Annotated in this window: 23 protein-coding genes and 1 tRNA gene; 14 read left to right on the top strand and 10 right to left on the bottom strand. The window is 55.6% G+C overall.

Going from position 1 to position 23,992, the window contains the following annotated elements:
* Positions 1-11 precede the first annotated feature (11 nt).
* A complete protein-coding gene (locus tag GT409_RS05295; RefSeq protein ID WP_160627647.1) occupies positions 12-1,115 on the bottom strand; it encodes a peptidylprolyl isomerase in 1,104 nt (367 codons plus the stop codon).
* A 123-nt stretch (positions 1,116-1,238) separates the two neighbouring features.
* Between GT409_RS05295 and GT409_RS05290 the strand changes: the two genes are divergently transcribed.
* From GT409_RS05290 to GT409_RS05250, 9 genes are all read left to right on the top strand, one after another.
* Complete coding sequence (locus GT409_RS05290; protein WP_160627645.1) at positions 1,239-1,583, top strand: YkgJ family cysteine cluster protein; 345 nt, start codon at positions 1,239-1,241, stop codon at positions 1,581-1,583.
* 68 nt (positions 1,584-1,651) lie between these two features.
* Positions 1,652-2,083: a 3-hydroxyacyl-ACP dehydratase FabZ gene (fabZ, locus tag GT409_RS05285; RefSeq protein ID WP_160627643.1), complete on the top strand. Its 432-nt coding sequence runs from the start codon at positions 1,652-1,654 to the stop codon at positions 2,081-2,083.
* 5 nt (positions 2,084-2,088) lie between these two features.
* Complete coding sequence (gene lpxA / locus GT409_RS05280; RefSeq protein WP_160627641.1) at positions 2,089-2,862, top strand: acyl-ACP--UDP-N-acetylglucosamine O-acyltransferase; 774 nt, start codon at positions 2,089-2,091, stop codon at positions 2,860-2,862.
* Positions 2,863-2,876: 14 nt separating this feature from the next.
* The gene (locus tag GT409_RS05275; protein ID WP_160627639.1) at positions 2,877-4,595 is read left to right on the top strand and encodes a GspE/PulE family protein; all 1,719 of its coding nucleotides are present in this window, start codon (positions 2,877-2,879) and stop codon (positions 4,593-4,595) included.
* Between the two features lie 159 nt (positions 4,596-4,754).
* The gene (tpiA, locus tag GT409_RS05270) at positions 4,755-5,510 is read left to right on the top strand and encodes a triose-phosphate isomerase (RefSeq protein WP_160627637.1); all 756 of its coding nucleotides are present in this window, start codon (positions 4,755-4,757) and stop codon (positions 5,508-5,510) included.
* A gap of 103 nt (positions 5,511-5,613) precedes the next feature.
* Positions 5,614-5,979: a preprotein translocase subunit SecG gene (gene secG, locus GT409_RS05265; RefSeq protein ID WP_160627635.1), complete on the top strand. Its 366-nt coding sequence runs from the start codon at positions 5,614-5,616 to the stop codon at positions 5,977-5,979.
* A 15-nt stretch (positions 5,980-5,994) separates the two neighbouring features.
* Positions 5,995-7,815 (top strand): ABC transporter substrate-binding protein, encoded by a 1,821-nt coding sequence (locus GT409_RS05260; RefSeq protein WP_160627633.1) that lies wholly within the window; start codon positions 5,995-5,997, stop codon positions 7,813-7,815.
* Positions 7,812-9,068, top strand: coding sequence for an ABC transporter permease (locus GT409_RS16085; RefSeq protein WP_160627631.1), 1,257 nt, complete (start codon positions 7,812-7,814; stop codon positions 9,066-9,068). The genes GT409_RS05260 and GT409_RS16085 overlap by 4 nt, the downstream gene beginning before the upstream one ends.
* Entirely contained in the window at positions 9,065-9,952 is an 888-nt protein-coding gene (locus GT409_RS05250) for an ABC transporter permease (RefSeq protein ID WP_160627629.1), read from the top strand. Before GT409_RS16085 ends, GT409_RS05250 begins: the two co-directional genes overlap by 4 nt.
* A 6-nt stretch (positions 9,953-9,958) precedes the next feature.
* On the opposite strand, the gene GT409_RS05245 is transcribed toward GT409_RS05250, so the two are convergent.
* Positions 9,959-10,648: a class I SAM-dependent methyltransferase gene (locus GT409_RS05245; protein WP_160627628.1), complete on the bottom strand. Its 690-nt coding sequence runs from the start codon at positions 10,646-10,648 to the stop codon at positions 9,959-9,961.
* Between the two features lie 116 nt (positions 10,649-10,764).
* Here GT409_RS05245 and GT409_RS05240 point away from each other — a divergent pair, with 116 nt between their 5' ends.
* The gene (locus GT409_RS05240; RefSeq protein WP_160627626.1) at positions 10,765-11,607 is read left to right on the top strand and encodes an HAD family hydrolase; all 843 of its coding nucleotides are present in this window, start codon (positions 10,765-10,767) and stop codon (positions 11,605-11,607) included.
* Here the strand turns inward: GT409_RS05240 and GT409_RS05235 are convergent.
* Positions 11,601-13,433: an amino acid permease gene (locus GT409_RS05235; RefSeq protein ID WP_160627624.1), complete on the bottom strand. Its 1,833-nt coding sequence runs from the start codon at positions 13,431-13,433 to the stop codon at positions 11,601-11,603. The genes GT409_RS05240 and GT409_RS05235 overlap by 7 nt on opposite strands.
* A 3-nt stretch (positions 13,434-13,436) precedes the next feature.
* Positions 13,437-14,597, bottom strand: a complete 1,161-nt coding sequence (locus tag GT409_RS05230) for a cation:proton antiporter domain-containing protein (RefSeq protein WP_160627622.1) — start codon at positions 14,595-14,597, stop codon at positions 13,437-13,439.
* A gap of 109 nt (positions 14,598-14,706) precedes the next feature.
* On the opposite strand from GT409_RS05230, the gene GT409_RS05225 reads away from it, so the two are divergent.
* A complete protein-coding gene (locus tag GT409_RS05225) occupies positions 14,707-15,153 on the top strand; it encodes a divergent PAP2 family protein (RefSeq protein WP_160627620.1) in 447 nt (148 codons plus the stop codon).
* Positions 15,154-15,209: 56 nt separating this feature from the next.
* Here the strand turns inward: GT409_RS05225 and GT409_RS05220 are convergent, their stop codons facing one another.
* Entirely contained in the window at positions 15,210-15,380 is a 171-nt protein-coding gene (locus GT409_RS05220) for a DUF362 domain-containing protein (protein ID WP_160627618.1), read from the bottom strand.
* Between the two features lie 158 nt (positions 15,381-15,538).
* Between GT409_RS05220 and GT409_RS05215 the strand changes: the two genes are divergently transcribed.
* On the top strand, positions 15,539-16,009 hold the full coding sequence (locus tag GT409_RS05215; RefSeq protein WP_160627616.1) for a Fur family transcriptional regulator: 471 nt from the start codon (positions 15,539-15,541) through the stop codon (positions 16,007-16,009).
* Between the two features lie 6 nt (positions 16,010-16,015).
* Here GT409_RS05215 and GT409_RS05210 read toward each other — a convergent pair whose 3' ends face one another.
* Entirely contained in the window at positions 16,016-17,077 is a 1,062-nt protein-coding gene (locus GT409_RS05210; protein WP_233231615.1) for a DNA recombination protein RmuC, read from the bottom strand.
* Between the two features lie 109 nt (positions 17,078-17,186).
* Between GT409_RS05210 and GT409_RS05205 the strand changes: the two genes are divergently transcribed.
* Positions 17,187-18,455 carry a tetratricopeptide repeat protein gene (locus GT409_RS05205; protein WP_160627612.1) on the top strand — a complete coding sequence of 423 codons (1,269 nt, stop codon included), beginning with the start codon at positions 17,187-17,189 and terminating at the stop codon, positions 18,453-18,455.
* Between the two features lie 14 nt (positions 18,456-18,469).
* On the top strand, positions 18,470-20,416 hold the full coding sequence (locus GT409_RS05200; protein ID WP_160627610.1) for a ComEC/Rec2 family competence protein: 1,947 nt from the start codon (positions 18,470-18,472) through the stop codon (positions 20,414-20,416).
* A 1-nt stretch (position 20,417) separates the two neighbouring features.
* Here the strand turns inward: GT409_RS05200 and GT409_RS05195 are convergent, their stop codons facing one another.
* The 4 genes from GT409_RS05195 to aroC form a co-directional block, all read right to left on the bottom strand.
* Positions 20,418-21,521 carry a tetratricopeptide repeat protein gene (locus GT409_RS05195; protein ID WP_160627608.1) on the bottom strand — a complete coding sequence of 368 codons (1,104 nt, stop codon included), beginning with the start codon at positions 21,519-21,521 and terminating at the stop codon, positions 20,418-20,420.
* 58 nt (positions 21,522-21,579) lie between these two features.
* Positions 21,580-21,656: transfer RNA gene (locus GT409_RS05190), tRNA-His, on the bottom strand.
* A gap of 80 nt (positions 21,657-21,736) precedes the next feature.
* Complete coding sequence (locus GT409_RS05185; RefSeq protein ID WP_160627606.1) at positions 21,737-22,846, bottom strand: tetratricopeptide repeat protein; 1,110 nt, start codon at positions 22,844-22,846, stop codon at positions 21,737-21,739.
* Between the two features lie 30 nt (positions 22,847-22,876).
* Positions 22,877-23,962 (bottom strand): chorismate synthase, encoded by a 1,086-nt coding sequence (gene aroC / locus GT409_RS05180; RefSeq protein ID WP_160627604.1) that lies wholly within the window; start codon positions 23,960-23,962, stop codon positions 22,877-22,879.
* Between the last annotated feature and the right edge of the window lie 30 nt (positions 23,963-23,992).

The raw sequence follows: 23,992 nt of genomic DNA, 5'->3' as shown, positions 1-23,992 counted from the left end.
GGGAAGAGCGGCTATTCAGTTACTTCTTCAGCAGCAGTCCCGGAGTCCAGATTCGGCTCGTGCATTACAATGTCTGCTTTTTCGCGCAGAGTATCGATGTAGGCGATCAGGGCTTTCTGCTTTTTCTGGCTGGTCAGGTAGTTCTGGAGCTGCTCGGTTACTTCTTCGAGCGTACGGGTGCTTTCCGGTTGGTGGTCGGTCACTTTGATCAGGTGGTAGCCGAACTGCGTTTCCACGATATCGCTGATTGTTCCCACTTCCTGGGAGAAGGCTGCTTCCTCAAATTCCGGAACCATCTGGCCGCGTCCGAAGCTGCCGAGGCTGCCTTCGCGCTGGCTGCTCGGGCAGTCCGAGTTTGCTTTGGCCTGCTCTTCGAAACTGGCGCCTGCGTCAATGTCGGCTTTGATTTTTTCAAGCTTCGCTTTTTTCTCAGCTTTGGTGTCGTCGGTGTCGTCCTCTGTGAATGAGAGAAGGATGTGGCTGGCCTCTACGCTTTCCGGGGCTTTAAACTGGTCGATGTTTTCCTGATAGAAAGTGGCGACTTCCGCGGGAGTTGCTTCGGCGATATCGGCCGTTTTCCCTTCAACGAACTTCCCGATCAGCAGCTGTGTGCGGAGGTTTTCTTTCCATTCCGCAAAGTCTATGTTGTTTTCGGCCAGTGCTTCTTCAAGGGTTTTTCCCTCCGGTGCGCTGGTTCTGATCTTGTCGAGTTCTTCGTTGAGTTCTTCGTCGCTGACTGCCAGGTCAGAGTTTTCGGTCGCTTTGGTGATCAAAACGTTGGCGATCAGCTGGTCGGTCATGTTTTTGTAGATCTGTCCGTACATTTGCGAAAGCTGCTGCGGAGGCATCTGGCGGCTCAGCTGCTGCATGGTGTTCTGCACGGCCTGCATAATTTCGCCGTGGGTGATGTCCTGGCCGTCAACGGTGGCAATCACATCTTCCGGCTGGGGAGCCAGGGGATTGGGCTGGAGCGGGTTTTCGAAAAGATCCGGCACCTGTGTCAGATCGATTTCTTCTGCTCCGGGCGCGGCAGAGGACTCTTTGGAGCACCCGGCGCAGAATGCGATGGATGCAATGGCAATGATGAAAAGGCTGGCGTATTTGGTTTTAGTCATGTCAGAATTCTCCATGTAGTTATGCTTTTCCTGTGCGAAGTCCACACCGGCAACAGGAGCGAATCTTCATATTTAACAAAGGTTATGTCAAACTATTCACCGCGAATAGTCAGATGGCTTTTTATGACAGCAGAAACAACAGAGCGTTCATTTATATGTCAGCGATGCGGCACCTGCTGCCGCTGGCCGGGGCATGTGCTGCTCACAGACGGGGATATTTCCCGCATGGCCGCGGCCACCGGATTGAGCGAGGAAGACTTTATTGAACAGTATACCGTGCTGGCGTCCAATCGGCGCCAATTGAGCCTGACGGAGTATGAGGACGGGCGGTGTGTCTTTCTGACGGATGAGGGCTGCGCTTTTTATGATGCCCGGCCGGAGCAGTGCCGCAATTTCCCGCATACGTGGCGTGTTGCCGAGGGATGTCCGGCTTTGGAGGCCATGGACAAATCTACGCTTAAGCGTTGAACCCGCGCAGGGTTTCGCTGATAATTATCGTCTATTTTGAATTTTCTAAACGAAGGAGCCGAAATATTATGCCGACACTTGAAGCCAGTGAAATTTTAAAGATTCTGCCGCATCGCTATCCGTTCATGCTCGTTGACCGCATCATTGAATGCGACGACGAAAAGCGGATTGTTGGAATCAAAAACCTCACCTTTAACGAGCTGTTTTTTCAGGGCCATTTCCCCGGCCAGCCGGTGATGCCCGGCGTTTTGCAGATGGAGGCCATGGCGCAGGTGGCTGGAATTCTGCTGAACCGCATGTTCGGCGGCGAAGGCAAAATCTCCTATTTTGCAGCCATCGACAACGCCCGCTTCCGCCGTCCGGTGGTGCCCGGCGACCAGCTTCGTATGGAAATTGAAATCATCAAGGCCAAGCCCCGCCTGTCCAAGGTGCACGCAAAAGCCTTTGTCGACGACCAGCTCGCCTCGTCGGCGGACCTGATGTTCAGTTCTGCAGGATAATTCCCATGAGCAGTATTCATCCTACCGCAATTGTCGAAGACGGAGCCGTGCTGGGCGCAGACGTTACACTGGGCGCTTACTGTGTCGTCGGCCCTCACGCCAAGATCGGTAACGGCACCGAGCTGATGGCTCACGCTGTTGTCGATGGCTGCACGACGGTCGGACGTGAATGTACGATTCACCCGTTTGCCCGCATCGGCGGCAAAACGCAGGACCTTAAATATAAAGGGGGTGCCCCCGGCGTCGTTGTCGGGGATCGCACCGTGATGCGCGAATGCGTCACCATCAATGCAGGAACTCATGACGGTGAAATGACCGAAGTCGGCTCCGACTGCCTGCTGATGGCCTACAGCCATGTGGCTCACGCCTGCAAAATCGGCAACGGAGTGATCATCGCCAACGGCACCCAGCTGGCCGGTGACGTCATTGTGGAGGATTTTGCGATTATTGAGGGGCTGTGCGGCGTGGTTCAGTTCCGCCGCGTCGGCAAAATGGCGTTTCTCGGCGGCTATACCAAGGCAACCAAAGATATTCCGCCGTTCATGATTGCCGACGGACTGGACGTGCAGATTCGCGGCTTCAACAAGATCGGCATGGAGCGCCGCGGTGTTTCTGAAGAATCGCGGGCCGCGATCAAGCAGGCCTACCGTATTCTCTACCGCAAAAAGCTTGCCTTGCCGGACGCGCTCGAAATGATAGAGAGCGATGTGCCGCAGACCCCGGAAGTTAAATACCTTCTCGATTTTATCCGCAGCTCAGAAACCGGTATTGTTCGCTAAACGGAGCGAAACTTATGCAAAACAGCCAGCTTGCCGCACTGCTACAGCAGACCGGACTGTTCCGGGAGGAACAGGTGGAATCCCTGATGTCGGAACTGGCAGGCGGGACCATCGGTCTTCCCGAAACGGTGGTGGAGCAGACAGGAATCAAGGAAGAACTGTTCCTCGAAAAGCTGGCGGAAGGAATGGATCTGCCGTTTATGCGGCTGAAACAGCCTGAGATCGCAGCGGACGTTCTCAGCCGGGTCCCTCCGAAAGCGGTCTTTCAATACAATATTATTCCGGTTTCTGCTGAAGACGGAACGCTTCATATCGCTACGGCCGACCCGCTGCAGCCCGGGCTGATCGATGCCATGCGGCTGGTGACCGGCGGGCGCATTCGTCTGGTGCTCAGCCCGGCGACGGATATCGCCGCCGCCGCCAAACAGCTTTACGGCGTGGGGGCCGAAACGCTCGACCGCATGATGCAGGACGACGACCGCATCGACCTCGACGGCGACACACTGCTCAAGCAGGACCTCAACGATCTCGACCAGGAAGCCTCGGTCGTAAAATTTGTCAACCAGATTATTTGGGAAGCGCACCAGACTCGCGCCACCGATATTCACATCGAGCCGATGGAGGTCGACCTGCGCATCCGGTACCGCATCGACGGCGTGCTGCACCAGACGCCGGTTCCGGCTACGCTCAAGCGCTTCCAGTCCTCGATTATTTCCCGTATCAAGGTGATGGCCAACATGGATATCGCCGAAAAACGACTGCCGCAGGACGGGCGCATCAGCCTGCGCATCCAGGGCGAGGAAATCGACGTTCGTGTGTCCACCATGCCCACCGTGTACGGCGAAAGTGTCAGCCTTCGTCTGCTGCTGCGCGGAAGCGGCATGATCAATATGAGTCAGCTCGGGCTGGAGCCGGACGACGAAAAAGTGCTCAAAAAAATGATCACCCGCCCTCACGGCATCCTGCTTTGTACGGGCCCGACCGGTTCCGGGAAATCCACTTCACTCTACGCGTGGCTTCACACCATCAACTCCGTCGATAAGCGGATTATGTCGGCCGAAGACCCGATCGAGTACGAAATGGCCGGCGTCAACCAGGTGCAGATGAAGCCGGAAATCGGCCTCACTTTCGCCCATGCGCTGCGCACGTTCCTGCGTCAGGACCCGGACGTCATCATGGTCGGTGAGATCCGTGACCGCGAAACCGCCGAAATCGCCATTCGCGCCGCGCTGACCGGTCATCTCGTGTTCAGTACCCTCCACACCAACGACTCCGCCGGCAGCGTCAACCGACTGCTCGATATGGGCATCGAGCCGTTCCTCGTCGCGTCATCGGTCGAAGGAATCATCGCTCAGCGACTGATTCGGCGCCTTTGCCCGTCCTGCCGCAAGCCGGTGGAAATCGACGACGTGAAACGCGATTTTCTCAAAGGCGAAGGGTTTCCGATCGAGGAGCTTGAGACCAAAAACATTTACGAACCGGTCGGATGCGACGACTGCCACGGCTCCGGATTCAAAGGCCGGACCGGCATTTATGAAATTCTGGCCGTCGATGATCACATCCGCCCGCTCATTATCGATCGCGCTGCATCCAGCGTTATCAAGAAAGAGGCGCTCAGGCATGGATTGAGCACTCTTCGCGAGGATGGATGGAAAAAAGTGCTGGCCGGCGTGACCACGGTTGAAGAGGTCCTGCGCGTCGCCGAAGAGGACGAGGACGACGAAGAAATCTGATTTTCCAGGCATTGGAAAATCCGTTTCCGTTTTTTCCGGGCCCTGGATCCCGGGAGTTCGGCGACTGCCTTTTAGCTCTTTGGACGTTGCGTTGCCGGGGCTGGTTCGGTAGATTCCCTGCTCATTTTGGGGAAATTTTATTAAGTCAGGAGAATTCTAATGAGAAAGAAAATTGTTGCAGGTAACTGGAAAATGAACAAAACCGTCGAAGAAGCCGTGGCTCTCGTCGAGGGTTTGAAACTCGAGCTCGCGGATGTGGTCGGGGTGGAAGCCGTGGTCTGTCCTCCGTTCACTGCGCTCAAAACCGTCAGCGACCTGATCGCCGATACGGAAATCAAACTGGGCTGCCAGAACATGAGCGACCAGGATGACGGCGCTTATACCGGAGAAGTCTCTCACACCATGCTCAAAGAGCTGTTCGTTAAATACGTGATCCTCGGCCACAGCGAGCGCCGCGAATACTACGGCGAAACCGATGCGATCGTGAACAGCAAGGTGAAAAAAGCCCTGTCCAAAAACCTGCGTCCGATCGTTTGTGTCGGTGAAAAGCTCGAAGACCGTGAAGGCGGCAACACCGAGAAAGTGGTTGAAGAACAGGTTCGCGGAAGCCTGGCGGACATTACGGCAGAACAGTTTGAAGACGTGGTTGTTGCTTACGAGCCGGTCTGGGCGATCGGTACCGGCAAAACCGCTACTGCCGAACAGGCTCAGGAAGTCCACGCCTTCATCCGCGGCATTGTGGCCGATATGGTTGGTCAGGAAGCCGCTGACGGCCTTCGCATTCAGTACGGCGGCAGCATGAAACCGGCAAACGCTCCGGAACTGCTCTCTCAGCCCGATATCGATGGCGGCCTGATCGGCGGCGCGGCTCTCGAAGCCCAGTCCTTTGCCGGGATTGTCAAAGCCGGCATGTAAGAAGGCGGGCTTCAGGATTTGGTTCTGCCGATGAATTAGTCATTGGCAGAGCGGCTCCTAAAGCCTAAAATTCCCGGCCTAACACGTCTTTAGGAGAAACAAGATGGCATTTATTCGTACATTGCTGATTATTCTGGAAGCAGCCTGCAGTCTTGCGCTGATCGGACTGGTTCTGTTGCAGAAATCCAAGAGCGAAGGCCTTGGCCTTGCATTCGGCGGAGGTGGAAATGATTCGCTGTTCGGCGCCCGTGCCGGCAACGTGCTCACCAAGGCGACTGTCGGCATTGGAATTCTGTTTTTGGTCAATACGCTGATCCTCGGCATGCTGTTTGCCGGCAGTGCGGATGAATCATTGATGGACCGGGCAGAAACTCCGGCCGCTGCAGCTCCGGCAGCCATGCCGGTGGAGCAGCCGGCAGTCGATATTCCGATTGTTCCGGAAACTCCGGTTGTTCCTGCAGCAGAATAAAGAAAGTTCGGCCCGATGAATCAGCGGAACCATGGATGGATTGTATTCCTCCGGGGGTCCGCTGTTTTTTTATGCCTGCTGCTCGCGTCCTGCGGACGGCAGGAGCTGGACACCCTTCGCTTCGAAGACGAGCAGGTTCTTTACGGACAGACCTCGCGCATCCAGGGTTTCGATCCCGCAAAATCGGGTGATGTTGCTTCTTCGATGGTCATCAGCCGCATGTACGAAGGGCTCCTTCAGTACTCTTATCTGAAACGGCCCTATCAGGTGGAGCCGCTTTTGGCAGAAAGCCTGCCAACCGTGTCCGAAGACGGGCTGACCTATACGTTTAAAATCCGCAACGGTATTTTCTTCCAGGATGATCCCTGTTTCCCGGACGGAAAAGGCCGCGAGTTGACCGCGGAGGATTTTGTTTACGCCATTAAGCGCGTCGCGGACGTTAAAAATGCGTCCTCGGGTTACTGGGCCTTTAACAGGCGCATTGTCGGACTCGATGATTTCCGGGCCTCTTCCGCAGAAGCGGAGCCAACCGATTATGATGCGGTTGTCGAGGGGTTGAGGGCTCTGGATGACCATACCCTGCAGATTCAGTTAACCGGACCGTATCCGCAGCTTCTCTGGATCCTTGCCATGCATTACAGCTTTGCGGTGCCGCGCGAAGCGGTGGAAGCCTATGGCGACGATTTTGTGAACCACCCGGTCGGAACCGGGCCGTTTATTCTTCACAGGTGGAAACGAAACTACCGGGTTGAGTTTGTTCGCAACCCGAAATGGGCCGAAACGGGCAGGGTGGAGCTTTACCCGACGGAGGGCTCTGCGCAGGATCGCGCCGCCGGTCTGCTCGAAGACGCAGGAAAACCGATTCCGTTTCTCGATCGCATTGTGCAGTATGTGGTCGACGACTCGACAACGGCCTGGATGATGTTTTTGTCCGGTCATTTCAGCTTCAGCAGTATTTCCCGGGATAACTGGGATGTGGTGATCACGCCTGATAAAGAGCTGGTTGACGATCTTCAGAAGCAGAAAATCCGGCTGCTGGCCAGCCCGACGCTGGATCTGTTTTACATCGGTTTCAACATGGACGATCCGGTTGTCGGCAGAAACAGAAAGCTGCGGCAGGCGCTTTCCTGCGCCTACAATCCAGAGGTGATGGTTCAGTACTATAACGGTCGTATCACACCGGTGTACGGTCCGGTTCCCGATCCGCTGGCCGGATTCAAACCGGAACCGACTGCCTATTCCTATAATCCTGAAAAAGCGAAGCGGCTTCTGGCCGAGGCGGGCTATCCGGACGGCATTGATCCAGAGACCGGCCGCCGTCTGGAAGTGACGCTCGAGCTCGGCAGTGCGGGCGGCGATACCAGCCAGCAGATTGACCTGCTGATCGATATGTTCGACCAGGTCGGCATTGTCCTGAAAGCCAGCTATAACAACTGGCCCACCTTCCTCGACAAAATGGATCGCAGGCAGGCTCAGCTTTTCCAGCTCGGCTGGGTCGCCGACTATCCTGACCCCGAGAATTTCCTGCAGTTGTTTTACAGCGCCAATGTTTCGCCCGGCCCAAATCACGCCAATTATGTCAATCCGGAGTTTGATGCGCTCTACGAAAAAATCCGCTTTCTGCTGCCCGGCGAAGAAAAAGACCGCCTCTGCAAACAGATGGCCGACATAATTATCGAAGACTGTCCGTGGATTTTTATGCATCAGCCGATGAGCTACGCGCTGGTGCACAACTGGCTCGAAAACTACAAGCCTCACGACTTTCCCTACGGCATGACCAAATACCGCCGTGCCGATAATAAACTTTGGAACCAGTGGAAGGCGGAGAATAAATGATCCGCTACATTGCCAAACGAATGTTGCAGATGATTCCGACCGTACTTGGAGTCATCCTGATTACATTTATTCTCTTCAACGTGGCGGGCGGAAGTCCGGCGTTGAGAGTTCTCGGTCCGCATGCGCAGGCCGATACGCTGGAGGCGTTTGACGAGCTGCGCGGTTTCAACAAGCCGCTCTTCCCGCTGATCGGGCCGCGCAGCGTGACCACTCGCGCCTATGAAGACTCTGACTTCGAGCGCACGCCGGGCGACTGGCAGCATGTCGACGGCGTCACTTACACCAACGGTATGATTGTGCTGGCGGCCGGCGGCGAATATGCGCTTCCGGTGAAGTTTGAACTTCGCGACGACTGCGATTACGAGCTGACTGTCGAAAGCCGCCAGCCCGATATTTCCAGGGATTGGAAGAAAGAGCACAAAACTTTCCAATCTTCGGAAATTAAACTGGGTGGTGGCCCGGCCTCCCTGGAGGTTCGGTCGATCAAACTGCGCCGCCGGATGAGTAATCCGTTCGATTCCCAGCTGTTATTCTATTTTAAACAGTTGGCGAAGCTGGACTTCGGGGTGTCGCACAGCACCAACCAGCGGGTCAGCAAGCTGCTGGCGGACGGCATCGGCCCGTCATTAATGCTGACCGTTCCGATATTCCTGATCGGGCTGGTGACCTCGATTACGCTTTCCCTGCTGTGCGCATTCTGGCGCGACACCTGGGTGGACCGTTTCTTCGTGATCATTTCGGTTGCGCTGATGAGTGTTAACTATCTGGTGTACATCGTGGCTGGACAGTATTTTCTCGCTTTTAAAGCGCGCTGGTTTCCGATCTGGGGATTTGAGGATGTACAGTATCTGGCGCTGCCGGTGTTGATCGGTGTGATCAGCGGCCTCGGCGGGAGCCTGCGGTTCTATCGTACGATTATGCTCGATGAGGCGCACCGCGACTACGTCCGCACGGCGCGTGCCAAAGGGGTGAGCAAGTCGCGCGTCCTGTTCCGGCATGTGCTTAAGAACGCGATGATTCCCATCATTACCAACGTCGTGATTGCCATTCCGTTTCTTTATACCGGCAGTCTGCTGCTCGAGAGTTTCTTTGGAATTCCCGGCCTCGGATATCTTGGCATCAATGCGATCAATTCATCAGATGTCGATGTGGTCCGCGCGATTGTTTTGATCGGGGCGTTTATGTTTGTCATCGCCAACCTGCTGACAGACCTCTGTTACGCCCTCGTCGATCCCCGGGTGAAGTTGAAATGAGTGAAAAAGGAAACAGTCTGTGGAGTGATGCCTGGCGGCGGTTGAAGAAGAACCGTATTGCCATGGTCTGCCTCGGCATCATTGTGCTCTACACGGTCGGCGCGCTCTATGGCGAGGCGGTGCATCAGTATTATCAGCTGAAGGACCAGACACCGTTTTATCAGAGCACCAATCTGGACTCCGCCTACCAACCGCCGTCTTCCGAACATTGGATGGGAACCGACGCGCTGGGTCGTGATGTGATGCATCGCCTCGTTCAGGGAACACGTATTGCTTATAAAGTCGGAATCATCACGGCACTGATCGCCATCCCGATCGGTGTTTTTTTCGGGTGTCTCGCGGGATATTTTGGCGGTCGAATCGATGATTTTGTGGTCTGGCTGTATTCCACGTTTGCTTCGATCCCCGGTCTGCTGTTTATCTTGGCGATTGCCATGGTGGTGGGGCGCGGATTGCTCGGTGTGTATCTGGGAATCGGGCTGACGACCTGGGTCGGGCTGTGCCGCCTGATTCGCGGGGAAGTCATCAAGCATAAAGAGCAGGCCTATGTGCAGGCTGCGCATACCTTGGGCCTGAGCTGGCCGCGCATCCTGTTCCGCCACATCCTGCCCAACGTTTTCCACGTCATCATCGTCACCTTTACGCTGCGCTTTCCGGCGGCCGTCAGTACGGAAGTGTTTATGAGCTTTCTCGGAATCGGTGTGCAGAACGAACCGTCGTGGGGGTTGATGATCAACAACGCGCGCCAGCGACTCTGGCAGGGCGTCTGGTGGGAAATGACCTTTGTGACACTGGCAATCTTTCTGCTCGTTCTCGCTTTCAACCTGCTCGGCGACGCCCTGCGCGACGCCCTCGATCCGCGTCTGCGTACGGAGGAAAGTTAAAGCAGTTCAGCGCCGGAAGATCATGAGGTTGCGGGTATAAAAATCGGAAACGCCGGCGGCTTTCCAGTCGGTCTGCCATCGGGAGACCAGCGTTTCGTCTAACTGCAGATTGTGTGATTTAAATTTCTCAATCCAGTATTCCGGCGATTGTTCGTTGAGGTGGCCAATTCCGTTCTGGCCGGGCCTGGCGGCGGTGAAAACGATAAGGGGAGCCAGACTGCAGAGCAGGGAGATGTAGTTGTCGACCGAATTCTCCGGCAGATGCTCGGCCGTTTCCATGCTGATGGCGACATCGTAGAACGCGGAATAGAGGAACTGGTCGGTGGCAATGTCGAATTTGCGCGTGTCGAGTCCGCGGGCGCGGGCGATATCGAGTGCGGCTTCTGAGCAGTCGAGCCCAAGGCTGTTTCTGATGCCGAGTTTTCGCAGCGCCACGAGCAGTGCGCCGGATCCGCAGCCAACATCAATGACAGATTGGGGATGAAATGAATTTTCAATGGATCGGGCAATCGGGCCAACGCTTCGGCGGGAATACGGCTCGACCATCGTTTGGTAGTAGCGGGCAGAATAAACGGCATCCAGCGCTCCGCACTGAAGCAGCAGGCGGGTGCCCGTTTTCTGCAGCCATGTATTTGCGCGGATCTGGGGCGGCAGAAAATGGCATATTCCTTTAAGGGTTATTAAGAACGTCGACATGATTCAGCGGAAATTAGCAACTTGTCTGCGGGTCTGCAAGCTTCTCGACAGGTGTACGGTAAACACGTAGCCTGCGCTTTATGAAAGATGTCTGGAGTAAAAAGGATTTAGTACATTTGGCGGCAAAACATGACATTTTGCTGGCGATTGACTCGGATGGATGCGTGTTTGACAGCATGACGGTCAAGCAGGGGATTTTTCACACGGGAATCATTGAATTCTGGGGGATGGAAGCTGCCGCAGACGAGGCCAGAAAACTCTGTGAGTGGGTTGGCCTATACTCTCCCTGGCGCGGACTGAACCGGTTCCAGCTGATCCTGAAAATTTTCCAAACATTGGATGAATTTCTTCCAAACATTGGAAAACCCCTGCCGACAGAGTCTCTGGAGGTGTTTATCGATTCCGGTGCGACGCTGAGTATGCAGGAGCTGGAAAAATGGATTGAGAAAACCGGGGCGACGGAGCTTCAGGCCGTTCTGGAATGGAGTCGCGAGATGAGCCGCCGGATTGCGGAAGTGGCTGTGTTTCCCGTGTTCGACGGGGTTTTCCAAGGTTTGAAAAAGCTGCATACGGCAGCAGATCTGATTGTGGTGTCGCAAACGACCGAAGACGCGCTGGTCCGCGAGTGGAACCACGCCGGGCTGACCGGTTTTGTGGATGTGATTGCCGGCGCGGAGCTCGGGTCGAAAAAAGAGTCGCTCGAAACCGTGATGAAAGGGCGGTATGGCCCTGAGCAGGCGGTGATGGTTGGCGACGCGACGGGCGACCTGGACGCGGCCCGCGCGGCGGGCTGTCTGTTTTATCCGATCATTCCCGGCGATGAAGTAAGAAGCTGGGCGGAGCTGCGATCCGAAGGCCTGGCGCGGATCCTCAACGGAACATTTGCCGGGGCGTATCAGGAGGCGCTGATCGCACGGTTCAATGGAGTTCTTTCCGATGTTCCGCCCCGGACTCACTGACGGTGGCGGCTGGCCAGCAGGAGCAGGTCGCGCAGAGCCGACTCGTTGCGGGCGGCGGTCCATCGCTCGATAAAGTCCGGCTCCTGCACAATCTGGGCGATGCCTGCCAGCGCCCGCAGATGGAAGGTGCGCTCATCCAGCGTGCCCATGAGGACGAAGACCGCTTTGACGGCGGGGGCTTCCTCGGAGAAGGCCACTCCCTCGCGGATGCGGATCGGGATGATTTCAAAGCGGTGGTCTCCGGGCAGGACGAGGTGCGGTACGGCGATGTCCGGGCTGAGGACGGTGCTGGCCATCTGCTCCCGCTCAATCAGTTTGTGATCCAACTCTTCGCTCGGCAGGCCGGCCCGCTCGGCCGCGACTTCTGAAACCAGCTGAAAGAGCTCTTCGCTCGATGCGGCCTGTTCCAGGTCGAGAATGATGGATTCGGTGATCAGGTGGTCGAGGCGGTCGAGCTCGATTTCATCCCGCTCGCGGAGCACCTGCTTGAGCTCCTCTTCGAGGTCGCCGGTGAGCAGTTCGCGGGCGGTCAGGCGGGCGGTCAGGTGGGAGAGGGCCGATTCGCGCCGGGCGCGGTGGCGGCCGTAGCAGCGGTAGATGGTGAAGCCGGTGACGGCGAGCAGGCTGAAGATGACAAAGGCCATCACGCCCATTTCAAACACCAGCAGCAGGCCGGAGAGGATGCCGATGATCTGCAGGAAGGGATAGAGCGGCGCGCGGAAGGCCGGCCGGTAGTTCTGGAGGTGGCTTTCGCGCAGGACGATAACGCAGATGCCCGAGAGGATGAAGCCGAGGATGAGCACCAGCGAGGCGGCCTCGACGAGGATGTCCAGCTTGAGGAAGAGGGCGACGGCGATGAAGGCCGAGGTGATGAGGATGGCGATGTGCGGGGTTTTAAACCGCCGGTGGAGGCGGCTGAGAAATGAGGGGGCGAGCTCGTCGCGGCCCAGCGCGAGCAGGTAGCGGGATGCGGCCAGAATGCCGGCGTTGGCGGTCGACATGAAGGCGAGCAGGGCGGCGGTGCCAACCAGGAACCGGCCCGTGGGGCCCATAAAGACCGCGGCCCCGTCGGCGATCGGCGTGAGGGAGTGGTCCAGTTTGTCGGCCGCGAGCACACCGCTGGTGACCCAGACCATCAGGGTGTAGAAGAGCGTGGTGGTGACCAGTGCCAGAATCATGCCCTGCGGGATGGTTTTGCCCGGCTTGGCGACATCTTCGGCGATGCTTGAAATCTGGATGATGCCGCCGTAGGCGACGAAGACAAACGCGGCGGTGAACAGAACCGATTCGGCGCCGTGCGGGACGAAGGGGACCAGGTTTTCCACCGCGACGTGCGGGGCACCCCGGATGATGTAGTAGAGCATGAGCGCGAGCAGGCCGGCGACGAGCAGCAGCTGGGTTCGGGCGGCGTGTTTGGAGCCGAACAGGTTCAGGACGGTGAACAGCAGGCAGCAGAGCAGGCCCGCCAGATGGCGGTTGACCGGCAGAAAGGCGGTGATGAGCGCGCTCATGCCGACAATGGCAAAGGCGCTCTTCAGGGAGAGGGAAAACCAGGTGAGCAGACCGGCGATCGTGCCGACGCCGGGGCCGAGTCCGCGGGTGACAAAGAAATAGTCGCCGCCCGCCTTGGGCATGGCCGTGACCAGTTCGGCGGCGCTGAGCATGCCGATGCAGGCGACCAGCCCGGCAATCAGGTAGGAGAGGATCACCGCCGGGCCGGCTTTGGCATGGGCGATGCCCGGCAGCACGAAGATTCCCGAGCTGACCATGGCACCCGTGGCGATGCAGAAGACGTGAGCGAGTCCGAGGTGGCGTTTTAAGGGCATGCGTTAATCCTGTTTGAGTTCTTTTTTTGAGGCCAGCGACGACGGGAGTCGGGAGGTGACGACGCAGGCGGAGAAGACAAGAGATAAAATCGTGACCAGCTCGATGAACTGGAATGCGGTGTGGTTCAGCCAGCCGTTTGCATGGGCCGTGACGGCGACGATCAGGGAGAATTCACTGGCCTGGGCCAGACGCATGCCCGTTTCGTGAGCGAAAGGTGCGGATTCTCCGACGCGCCGGAACAAGATACGGAAAGTGGCGTATTTGACGATAAGCATCATCAGGGTCAGCAGCAGGGCTGGGAGCAGCAGGGTTTTTGCGGTTGCGATGTCCAGCTGTGTTCCGAGCGCGAAAAAGAAGAAGACGAGGAAGAAGTCGCGGAAGGGTTTGAGGCCTTCGGAGAGGAAAAAGGAGAGCGGGCTGCGGGCGAGGGCGACGCCGGCAATGAAGGCGCCGGTCTCGTAGGAGAGCCCGATGGTTTCGGCGATGACGGCGATGCCGAGGCACCAGCCGATGGCCAGCAACTGGAGCGTTTCGTGAAAGCGGTCGCTCCAGGCCATCAGCGGACGGAGGACAAACTGTTCCACCGGGAAGACGACGGCAATCAGAACGATGCTTTTAATCGGCAGCAGCAGCCAGTGCGACAGCGGGGCCTGCTGTCCGGCCCGGAGCAGGATGAGCAGAGCGATGGCGATCAGGTCCTGCGCGATCAGGATGGCGATGCAGTAGGCCCCCATGCGCTTGTGGTGCAGGGCGGTCGTCGGTAACAGCTTGATGACCAGGATGGTGCTGGAAAAAATCAGCGACAGGCCGATGAAGGAGCTTTCGACGAGGTTGAAGCCCCATGCGATGCAGAACAGGGCACAGACGCCCCCGCTGATCAGGGAGTTGATCAGGGTCAGCAGGATGGTCTGGCGGAAGAGCTCCTTGAGTCGCCGCGGGTGCAGGACGATGCCCGCCAGAAAGAGGAGCAGGGTGATTCCGATCCGGGAGATCTCCTCAATAAAGGCCGTGTTCTGAATCCATCCCAGTCCGCTGCTGCCGATCAGCAGGCCGCCGATCAGGTAGGCGACGATGATCGGCTGGCGAAACAGCAGGGCCAGGCAGGACAGAACGGCAGAAATTACCACCACGGCGCTGATTTCAGTGAACACGGTTTCGGTCATGAGCTGTTCTCTTTCCCGGCTCTCTGTTTTGTGAAATAAGGTTGCGCCGGCTGGCGATATACTCTTTATTAAGCCATCCTGTTTCAAGAGAAACCGGACAAAGGAATTCATGGAAGTTTTACATATTTCATTCTGGGCGGGCCTTGCCGGTTGGCTGGTGGCGCAGTTGACCAAAATGCTGATCTGTCTGATACAGAGCCGGCGGCTGGATTTCCGCTATTTGGCAAGTACCGGCGGGATGCCGAGTGCTCATTCTTCTCTGGTGAGTGCATTGACGACGGCGATCGTGCTGACAGACGGGTTTAATTCGCCGTTGTTTGCCATCAGTGTGGTGTTTGCATCGGTGGTGATGTTTGACGCGCAGACGGTGCGGGCGGCTGCCGGAAAGCAGGCGCGGCTGCTCAATCAGATTGTGGACGAGCTTTTCCAGGAGCATCATTTGTCGGAAACCAAGCTCAAAGAGCTGCTGGGACATACGCGGCTGGAAGTTTTTTTCGGCATGTTGACCGGTATTGCGACGGCTTTAGCGGTATTCCGGTTTATTCCGCATGGATAATAAAAAAGCTCCAGCGGAAATCCGCCGGAGCTTTGTCGTACACCTGAATGGACAGGTTACGCAGCAGAAATGGCGCCAACCGGGCAGGTTGCTTCGCAAGCGCCGCAATCTGTGCAGGTGTTAGCGTCGATTACATATTTGCCGTCGCCGGCGCTGATTGCTTCCATCGGGCAGGCGCTTTCGCAGGCGCCGCACATGGTGCACTCATCTGAAATCTGATAGGCCATGATACTTCTCCTTAATAGTTAACAGGGCGGGGTGCAGTACACTTCCGCCATTCACAAAACAGGGGGAAGATACCATCTTCATTTTTAGTTTCATTCCTAAAAGGCGGTGTGATACATATATATATAAGGATTAAGTCTAAAGAACGGCGGGTGAGATCATGAGTATAGATGAGGGTGTTTCAAAAAAGCATTTGAATGAGGACCGGTCTGTGGAAGAGGCGTGGCCTGATTTTGTGAGTTTTCTGAAGGCCAAAGATTCTCGAATTACGCAGGCCCGCCGGATTGTGTTTGAGCATGTGTTTGCTCGGCATGATCATTTCCGGGCCGATGACCTGGCGGGGGAGCTGGCTTCCGGACCGAATCATGTCAGTCGTGGAACGGTGTATCGGACGCTGGACCTCATGACCGAGGCTGGACTGGTTCAGAAAATTCGTGACCAGGATGTGCATGCTCACTATGAGCACATTTACGGACACGGCCGGCATCATCACCTGATCTGTGAGAAAACCGGCCGGTTTATTGAATTTGCCAGTCCTGAGATTTCCGCAGAGATTGACCGGATCTGCAAAAAACACGGCTTTAAACAGCGGTTACATCGGATCGTGGTGTTTGGTGAGCTGGAAGAGTAGTGTTGGCTATTCCAGTTTATCGGCGGGCTGAGCCAAATCCGCTTTTTCGATTTTTTCAAAGCGGCTGGTGATTTTCCGGGCCGATGTCTGGACATCTCCGACATCTTTATGAGCCATCCCGATATGATTGGCCAGCTTGTCCATTCGGGTTTGGAATCGGCCGAAGTCCTGAGCCAGTATGGTCAGATGTTTCTGGATAATGTGAACCTGCTTGCGGGTTGCAGCATCTTTCAGGACGGCGCGCGCAGTTGTCAGAACGGCCATCATTGTGGTGGGAGAGGTCAGCCAGACACGTGCGCGCTGGGCCTCCTCCACGAGATCCGGATAGCGACTGTGAATTTCAGAAAAGACCGCTTCTGCCGGAATGAACATGACGGCTCCCTCCGAGGTTTCCCCCGGGATAATATATTTGGCTGAGATATCTTTGATGTGTTTTTTGATATCCTGCCGAAACTGCCTTTCTGCCGTGGCGCGGTCGGCATCGCCGGCCGAAAGGTCGGTCATGCGCTGATAGCTTTCGAGTGGAAATTTCGAGTCGATGCAAAGCGTTCCGGTCGGCTCCGGCAGGAACAGCACGCAGTCTGCCCGTACTCCATTATTGAAAGTGTGCTGCAGGGAATAGCTGTTTTCGGGCATCATATTGGAAATCAGTCCGGTCAGCTGCACTTCTCCGAATGCGCCGCGGGACCGTTTGTCTGACAGAACTTCCTGCAGGCTGACAACATTTCCGGACAGCTCTGCAATTTTTTCCTGCGCTTTATCAATTTCAACCAGTCGTTTCAGCACATCCTCAAAAACCTTGCTGGTTTTTTCAAATCCACGATCGAGCCGCTGCTCCACCTTTTCACCGATCTGCTCGAGGCGCTGATTGTTGGCGTCGACGAGTTTTGCAACGGTTTCTTCACTTTTGCGGGCGCGGGCATCTGCTTGTTCGGTAAGGGACTCGAGGCTGCGCGTCAGCATTTCGAGGCGGGTGCTCTGCTGCGCATTGGCATGCAGCGCGATTCCAAGCTGGACCAGAATTAAGACCGTCACAACCAGAAGGACGATCAAGACAAAAAACTCCATAAAATATCTCCAATAAGGACTGTTTCCGGCGACGTGCCGCGCTTGACACTTTACGCTGCCGGCTTGATACTGCAACAGATTTTGTTGTTGCATCAACCTCCGTTACGATATGAAAAATTTCGGTAAAAAAGAGAAAAAGCCCCGTCCGGTTGGGGCCGGAAAACCTTCATCGGTGGACTCTGGACACGGCTTTTATGAACGGCCTGATTCTGAAGCTCCGCTGGATGAGTATTCCGGGGCATCCCGGCAGCAGGTGAATCGCACGTCCCGGCATTCTCCCGCCCGTCGTCGGGAAAACAGCAATCGAGCGAGCCAGGCCCAAATGGCCATGCTCGCGCTGAAAATCTTTTTGATTCCGGTGCTTCTGATTATCGGATATGTGGCTCTGAAGCTGATCGTGGGACAATTTGAAGGTCCAACGGGAAAGGATCTGGAGCGCTGGGAGGTGAACTCCGGAGTCATGGAAAGAGGGCCTCTGGCTGAAGGAACATTATCTGATGGGCCTGTTGATTCCGGCGATGCTGAGTTTTTGAAGGTGCGCCTGGACAGCCTTGAGCAGGCAGGTATCCTTTTGCGCTCTGCTGAAAGCCTTGAACAGCGGGATCTGAATGAGCAGGCGGTGGTCCGCCTTCAGGAGGCACTTCGTTTTGCGCCGGAGAGTCTGGCAGCACAGAGCCTGCTTCTTCAGCTGTATATGCAGCTTGAAAAGTATGAAGAGGCCGTTCCTTTGTGTATCCGGCTGTTGGGTCAGGACGGTGGCAATCGGCAGGTCAAAGACTATCTGCTGACGGCTTTACATAAAACCGACCGATCAGAAGCGAGTCTCCTTTTGGCCGAGCGGATGCTTAAGGACGATCCGGAAAACCTGCACGTAATGGAAGTGGCTGCATATGACTATGCCGCGAAAGGCGACTCTGATACAGCACTGCAACTGTATGACCGGATCTTGAAACGTGATCCGAATCACTTGCTGGCATTGGAGGGGGCCGGCACAATTTATGAGTGGCGCGGTGAGTGGGAGAAGGCTCTCCCGTATTATATGAAACTGGGGAAACTGGATCCCCAATCGAAGCGGTATTATGCTCTGGCCCGGAACTATTCCCATCAGAATGAAGCGGGGAAAGCCGTTATTTTTCTTGGACAGGCTGTCAGCCTGTATGGGGAATCTGAAGTGATTCCATGGTTGAGTGATCCAGGCTTTGACCCGGTCCGGGAAACCATTGAGTTTCGTTCGTTTGCCGACCAGGTTGCCGGAGAAAAAACCCGCCAGGCGATCGAAGAAATTCGCCGGCGTGAAGTTCGTCAGGAAACCCCGCTTGCTCCGGACTTGAAACTTCCTTCTAAAACGGATTTGGAAGTGCTGAAGCCCAGAAACTGATAACTGCCATTTTTATGAGGATCTGCCCACAGGTTCGCCGGCCACTGGTTGGTCTGGCGCTGTCGATGGTGCTGGGGCTGTATCTTCAGCAGCAATTCAACCTGTCGGCACTTCTTCTGCTGGGGCTGTCTGCCTGTGCTCTGTCTTTGCTGTCCGGGGGGCACACATTTCGGAGGAGCTGTGGAGTTTATGTCGCTGTTTTGCTGCTGTCTGCTGCATATAGCGCCGTTGAATCGATTCAGGTTCCTGCGAAGACGGTGCTTCCAGCCGCTGAGGTCTGCTCTTCCTCTCAGGAAATAATCGGGACGATCGATGAAGATCCGAAATTTTTCGAAGACGATGCGGTGATTATCTTCAACTTCAGGGTGGACGCGGTGCGGTTCGAAAAGGAGTGGCACCCTGCAGATTTCCTGGTTCGTGTTCGTGTCAACAGCATGATCCGCTCCGCTGAATATGGTGAGCGTTGGCATCTGAAAGGGCGTTTCAGAAGTTTTGAGAAAGCCTATGGAGGAGTTGGGGGCGCATTCTATACAGACCGTGGAAGCGCGGCTTGCCTTCGCAAGGCACCAGTCTCATTGCGGAGAGCCTGCTATTCGCTGCGTCGCCGTGCTTCATCAGCGCTTGGTTGTGGACTGGAGCAGTTTCCCCGGCAGGCGCAGCTGCTTCAGGCTCTTTTGCTCGGCTATCGGCACGAACTTCCAAATGATCTGTATCAGGTGTTTTCGCGAACAGGAACGCTTCATATTTTTGCAATTTCCGGTCTGCATGTCGGAGTTATGGCCGCCATCCTTATTGCATTTCTGAAAATCATAGGTGTTGCGAAGCCTAAATGGGGGCTGTTTTTGATACCGCTGCTGTTGTTGTACGTTGTGTCGACCGGCATGAAGGCCAGCGCTTTCCGGGCGTTGACCATGGCGTCTGTCTATTTTGCCGCACCGCTGTTTCATCGTCGGTCCGACACCGTTTCCGCGATTTCTCTTGCCGCTATTCTTTTGCTGGCGGTCAATCCGTTTCAGCTAAATGACCCGGGGTTCCTTTTATCGTTCACGGTTGTCTGCGGCATTGTGATGGTTCACCTGTATACGATCCGCCAGATCAACGGGGTTGTTCGGCCGGGCCGGGTTGTTTGGGCCGGATTGGGCGGCCCGAAATCGATGGCTGTTTTTTTGAAAGCGGCCGGACTGCTGATGATCACTTCCTTTGCCGCGTGGATATTTTCGGCACCGTTAACCGCAGGCTTTTTCAATTCCATTTCTCCGGTGGCATTGGGTGGGAATCTGCTGATCATTCCGCTGACTTTTATGATTGTTTTGACGGGGTGCTGCTGCTTGTTGGTTGCGCCGGTTTCTCTTTCAGCAACTATTATTTTTAATCATGCAAATCGGATATTCATCAGTTTGCTGATGGGCACGATTCATTGGTTGGGAAGATTGCCCGGGGCCTATCGGTTTGTTCGCTCCCCTTCATTCTGGGTGCCGGCTCTTTGGTATATCGGGCTGGTTGTGTTCTTTGCGGGCCCGGTTCGCTGCCGTAAATACGGCCTTCTTTCCGTGCTTTGTGCCGGGCTGTTATGGATTGTTGATGCGCATTGTTTTCTGGCGGATCGCGGTATTCATGTGGAAAGAGAAGCCGGGTTTGCCGTGATGGTATCAGAAAACTCAAGAGCTCAGATCCTGTCGGCGAAGGGAGATTCCTACAGTTTGTCTCGAGCGGTTCGTTTCTTAAAGAGGAGCGGAGTGAATCAATTGCCGGTACTGGCTCTGGTCGATTCCGAAATAGATGCATGTTCTGTTGATGAAATCTGTCAGAACTTTTCGGTTGATCGCGTTTGGGTGCCGGTCTCTTTCCGGCAGATCCCGGCAGTGCAGAATCTGATCAATCAGGGAGTTAATGTCGGATTTTCAGATCGCCCCGGCCTGCCGGCCGGGAGCGGAAGTGTTTCGCTGGAATTAAGCCGATAGGCTATTCCATATTGTCCAGCGATACAGAGGCGATTTCCAGTTCGTCCACCAGTTTTTTAAAGTCAGGGGATTCGCGGACCGTGTTGAACTCTGTCTGGTTCATCCATGCCAGGGCCAGGGTGGGATCAACCAGCTGAATGCCGCGTTTTAAAGCCGCGATGGCTTTGTCCTGTTGGCCGTTCTGAACCTGCACCTGGGCCAGCAGAAAGTAGATCGGGGCAATATCGGTAACCTGAGTGGTCAGTTTTTCGAGGAAATCAGCGGCGGCCTGCCAGCGTCCCAGGCTGGTTAGGAACAGGGCGTAGGTCTGCATGGTTTCTATGTCATCCGGGCGCAGGTCGAGGTATTTTTCAAAGTGGAACATGGCATCGTCATTACGTTCCATGTCCCGGTAAAGCACGGCCAGATTTTTATGGCAGATCGGGCTTTCCGGCTGCAGCTCAAGAGCACGTTTCAGGTATTTTTCAGCAGCGTCGTAGTCTTTCGTTCCAATGTAGGCCGTTCCAAGATTGTTTATGGTTTCAAAGGATTCTTCTTCCTGCAGTGCCAGTTCGAGATGGTTGGCGGCCAGATCGTATTGCTCTTTCTGGATGTAAAGAGTTCCCATGACCCGGTGAATTCCCTCGATTTCAGGAAAAATCTTCACTACGTCGTTAAAATGTTCCAGAGCTTCGTCCGGTTCGCCGATCGCCAGCGCCTGCTGGCCCATAATGATGTGGTATGCGGCTTTTTTCACCCATTTGGTCGAGAGCGGTTTTTCTCCTTCTTCTTCGCTGCCGAAACCTTCTTCTTCGATGGCCTGTTTGTAGTTAATGACCCAGACGGCTTCGGAGGACAGGGAGTGGCGGGGGATAAAGGCTTTTCCCTGACTCTGGACCGGTTTGGAAATTTCGGTTTTGCTTAAGAAGTCACGGATGGCGACTGCGACCAGTACTACCGACAGGATAACGGCCAGACCCCCGAAAAACATGGAGACAATTCGGCTCCGGAAAAGATCCCGCTGGCGCTGTTCAATAATTTCCTGTGCAACCTGTGGTGTAAAATCCTTTTCGAAGTCAGGATTGCCGGCCTGATAGATATCGCGGAGCTCATCTTTTCTTTTCATATCTTATATCCCTGCGTGTGAGGTGATGTGTTGATGGAAATGTTTGAGAACGAAAAAATGGGGTGGATGACGGGATTCGAACCCGCGACATTCAGAATCACAATCTGACGCTCTAACCAACTGAGCTACACCCACCAGTCTCCGAAAGCGGGGGAGAGTAATAAAAACAGACAGAAAAGCAACGATTATTCCGCAATAGAGGTAAAAAAAATAGTTCACCTTTTTTTCTCCAGTGTCACGTTGGCCAGTTCGACCCGTTGAACCAGTGCCCGAAACTCCTCTGTATTGCGGATTGAATCGAATTCATCCCTGTTCAGTTTTGTCAGCGCCAGATTGGGGCTGATGTGCTCTGTCGCCCTGTCCAGCGCAGCGACCGCTGCGGTTGTATTGGTTGCCTGAGCCTCAAATTTTGCCAGCAGAAGGTACAGGGGCAGAGCATGGTCCGTATTTTGCTGACTGTAATTCGCAAGGAAGTCAATGGCCTGGCTCCGTCGGTCCAGCTCTGTCAGATAGTTGGCATAGAGTTCTGCGGTCTCAACATCTTCGCAGTGCCGGGCCAGGTAGTCCTCAAAATAGGTCAGCGCCTTTTCAGGTTGTTCTTTTTTATGATACAGCAGAGCCATGTTTTTCAGGCCGCCCGGATAGCCAGGGTCCAGTTCATTGGCCTGCAAAAGATACTCTTCTGCCCGGTCCAGTTCGCCTGTGCGGACCAATGCCGCTCCCAGATTGTTCAGCACGGTCAGCGTCGGACCTTCCTTTTGCGCGGCTTCCAGATGTCGGATGGCGGGTTCCAGCTGGTTCAGTTGCAGGTACACGGTTCCCAGAACGCCGTGCACGTTTCGCAGCTGTGGAAAAATCGCCAGAGCCTCTTCCAGATGCGCGGTCGCTTCCTCTGGAAAATGCTCTTCCAGAGCCTGCCGTCCCATAATCAGATGATAGGCCGCATGCTTCACCGATTCTTCTGAGAGCGGCTGGTTTGTGGCTGCCGCCAGCTTCAAATCTGCATCCGCCGCGTTTTTCTGGTACGTAATCACCCACAGTGAATCCAGTGGAAGCGAATGTTTGGGAACATACGAAAGCCTGGCGGCCTTTGTTTGTTCCATCGCCGGTCGAGCAGGAGGTTTTTGCCGGCTGTGCCGGATCAGGTTGCCTGCCAGAAAAAAAGACAGGAGAACGAGGATGCTTCCCAGCACAATCGTTCTGTGCTGATGGCGTATTGTATCCTGCTCCAGCTCCTCTGCCAGCCGTTTGGCATCATCCAGCGTAAGCTCGCCTCGCTGAAGAGCGATGCAAAGCTGCCGGACATCCTGTTTGATCTTCTTCATGCAGTTGCAGTCGGGTGAATCATTGCAAACCTACAGGCGGCGGACATCCTGCTGCAGTGCGGCATCGGCCAGTACCAGTGCCGTCATCGCCTCAACAATCGGAACAGCACGTGGCAGCACGCAGGGATCATGACGGCCTTTCGCCTCCAGCGTCACCTCGTTACCATCCAGGTCGACCGTTTTCTGTGCCAGCCCGATGGTTGCCACCGGCTTGATGGCCACGCGGAATATAATCGGCTCCCCGTTGGAGATTCCTCCCTGTACACCGCCGCTGTAGTTGGTAATCGTCCCCAGCCGGTCGCCTTTCTTCACAAAAACATCATTATGCTGCGACCCGAGCAGGCGGGTTCCGGCAAAGCCCGAGCCGATTTCAAACCCCTTGGTGGCCGGCATGGAAAGCATGGCATGCGCCAGTTTGGCCTCCAGCTTATCAAAAACGGGCTCTCCCAGTCCGACCGGAAGGCCGCGGCAGATACATGTTACTGTTCCTCCCATCGAATCCTTGGCCGCCTTTGCCTCTTCAATACGCTCAATCATTTTCTGAGCGGCGGCCGGATCGGGGCAGCGCACCGCAGTGGCATCCACCAGCTCGCGCGTCAGGGTTTCCGGATCGATATCCGGGCATTCAACCGTATTGACCGAACTCACATACGCGGTAATCGCGATGTTCCCAAACCGTTTTTTCAGCCACTTCTCGGCAATCGCGCCCGCAGCCACCCGGCCGATTGTTTCACGAGCACTCGATCGGCCACCGCCGCTCGATGCTTTGTTTCCGTATTTCATTAAATAGGTGTAATCCGCATGCGACGGCCGCGGTACCACATCCATTTCGCCGTAATCGCCCGGCCGCTGGTCCTTGTTGTTCACCGACAGGCCAATCGGTGTGCCCAGGGTTTTTCCGTTTTCTGTGCCGGAAAGAATCGTCACCTGATCCGCCTCGTCCCGTTGCGTCGTCAGCGCGCTCTGGCCCGGACGGCGGCGCGTCAGCTGTGGCTGAATGTCCGCCTCGGTCAACTCAAGGTTGGCCGGACATCCGTCCACAATGGCGCCAACAGCCTTGCCGTGCGATTCTCCAAACGTGCTGACTCTGAAAAGCGTTCCGAATGTACTGCCCATCTTTTTCTCCTGAAAATTCCAAACTTCGGA

The sequence above is a fragment of the Tichowtungia aerotolerans genome, assembly GCF_009905215.1.
GTDB lineage: Bacteria > Verrucomicrobiota > Kiritimatiellia > Kiritimatiellales > Tichowtungiaceae > Tichowtungia > Tichowtungia aerotolerans.
This window is presented reverse-complemented; position numbering and strand designations above follow the sequence as displayed.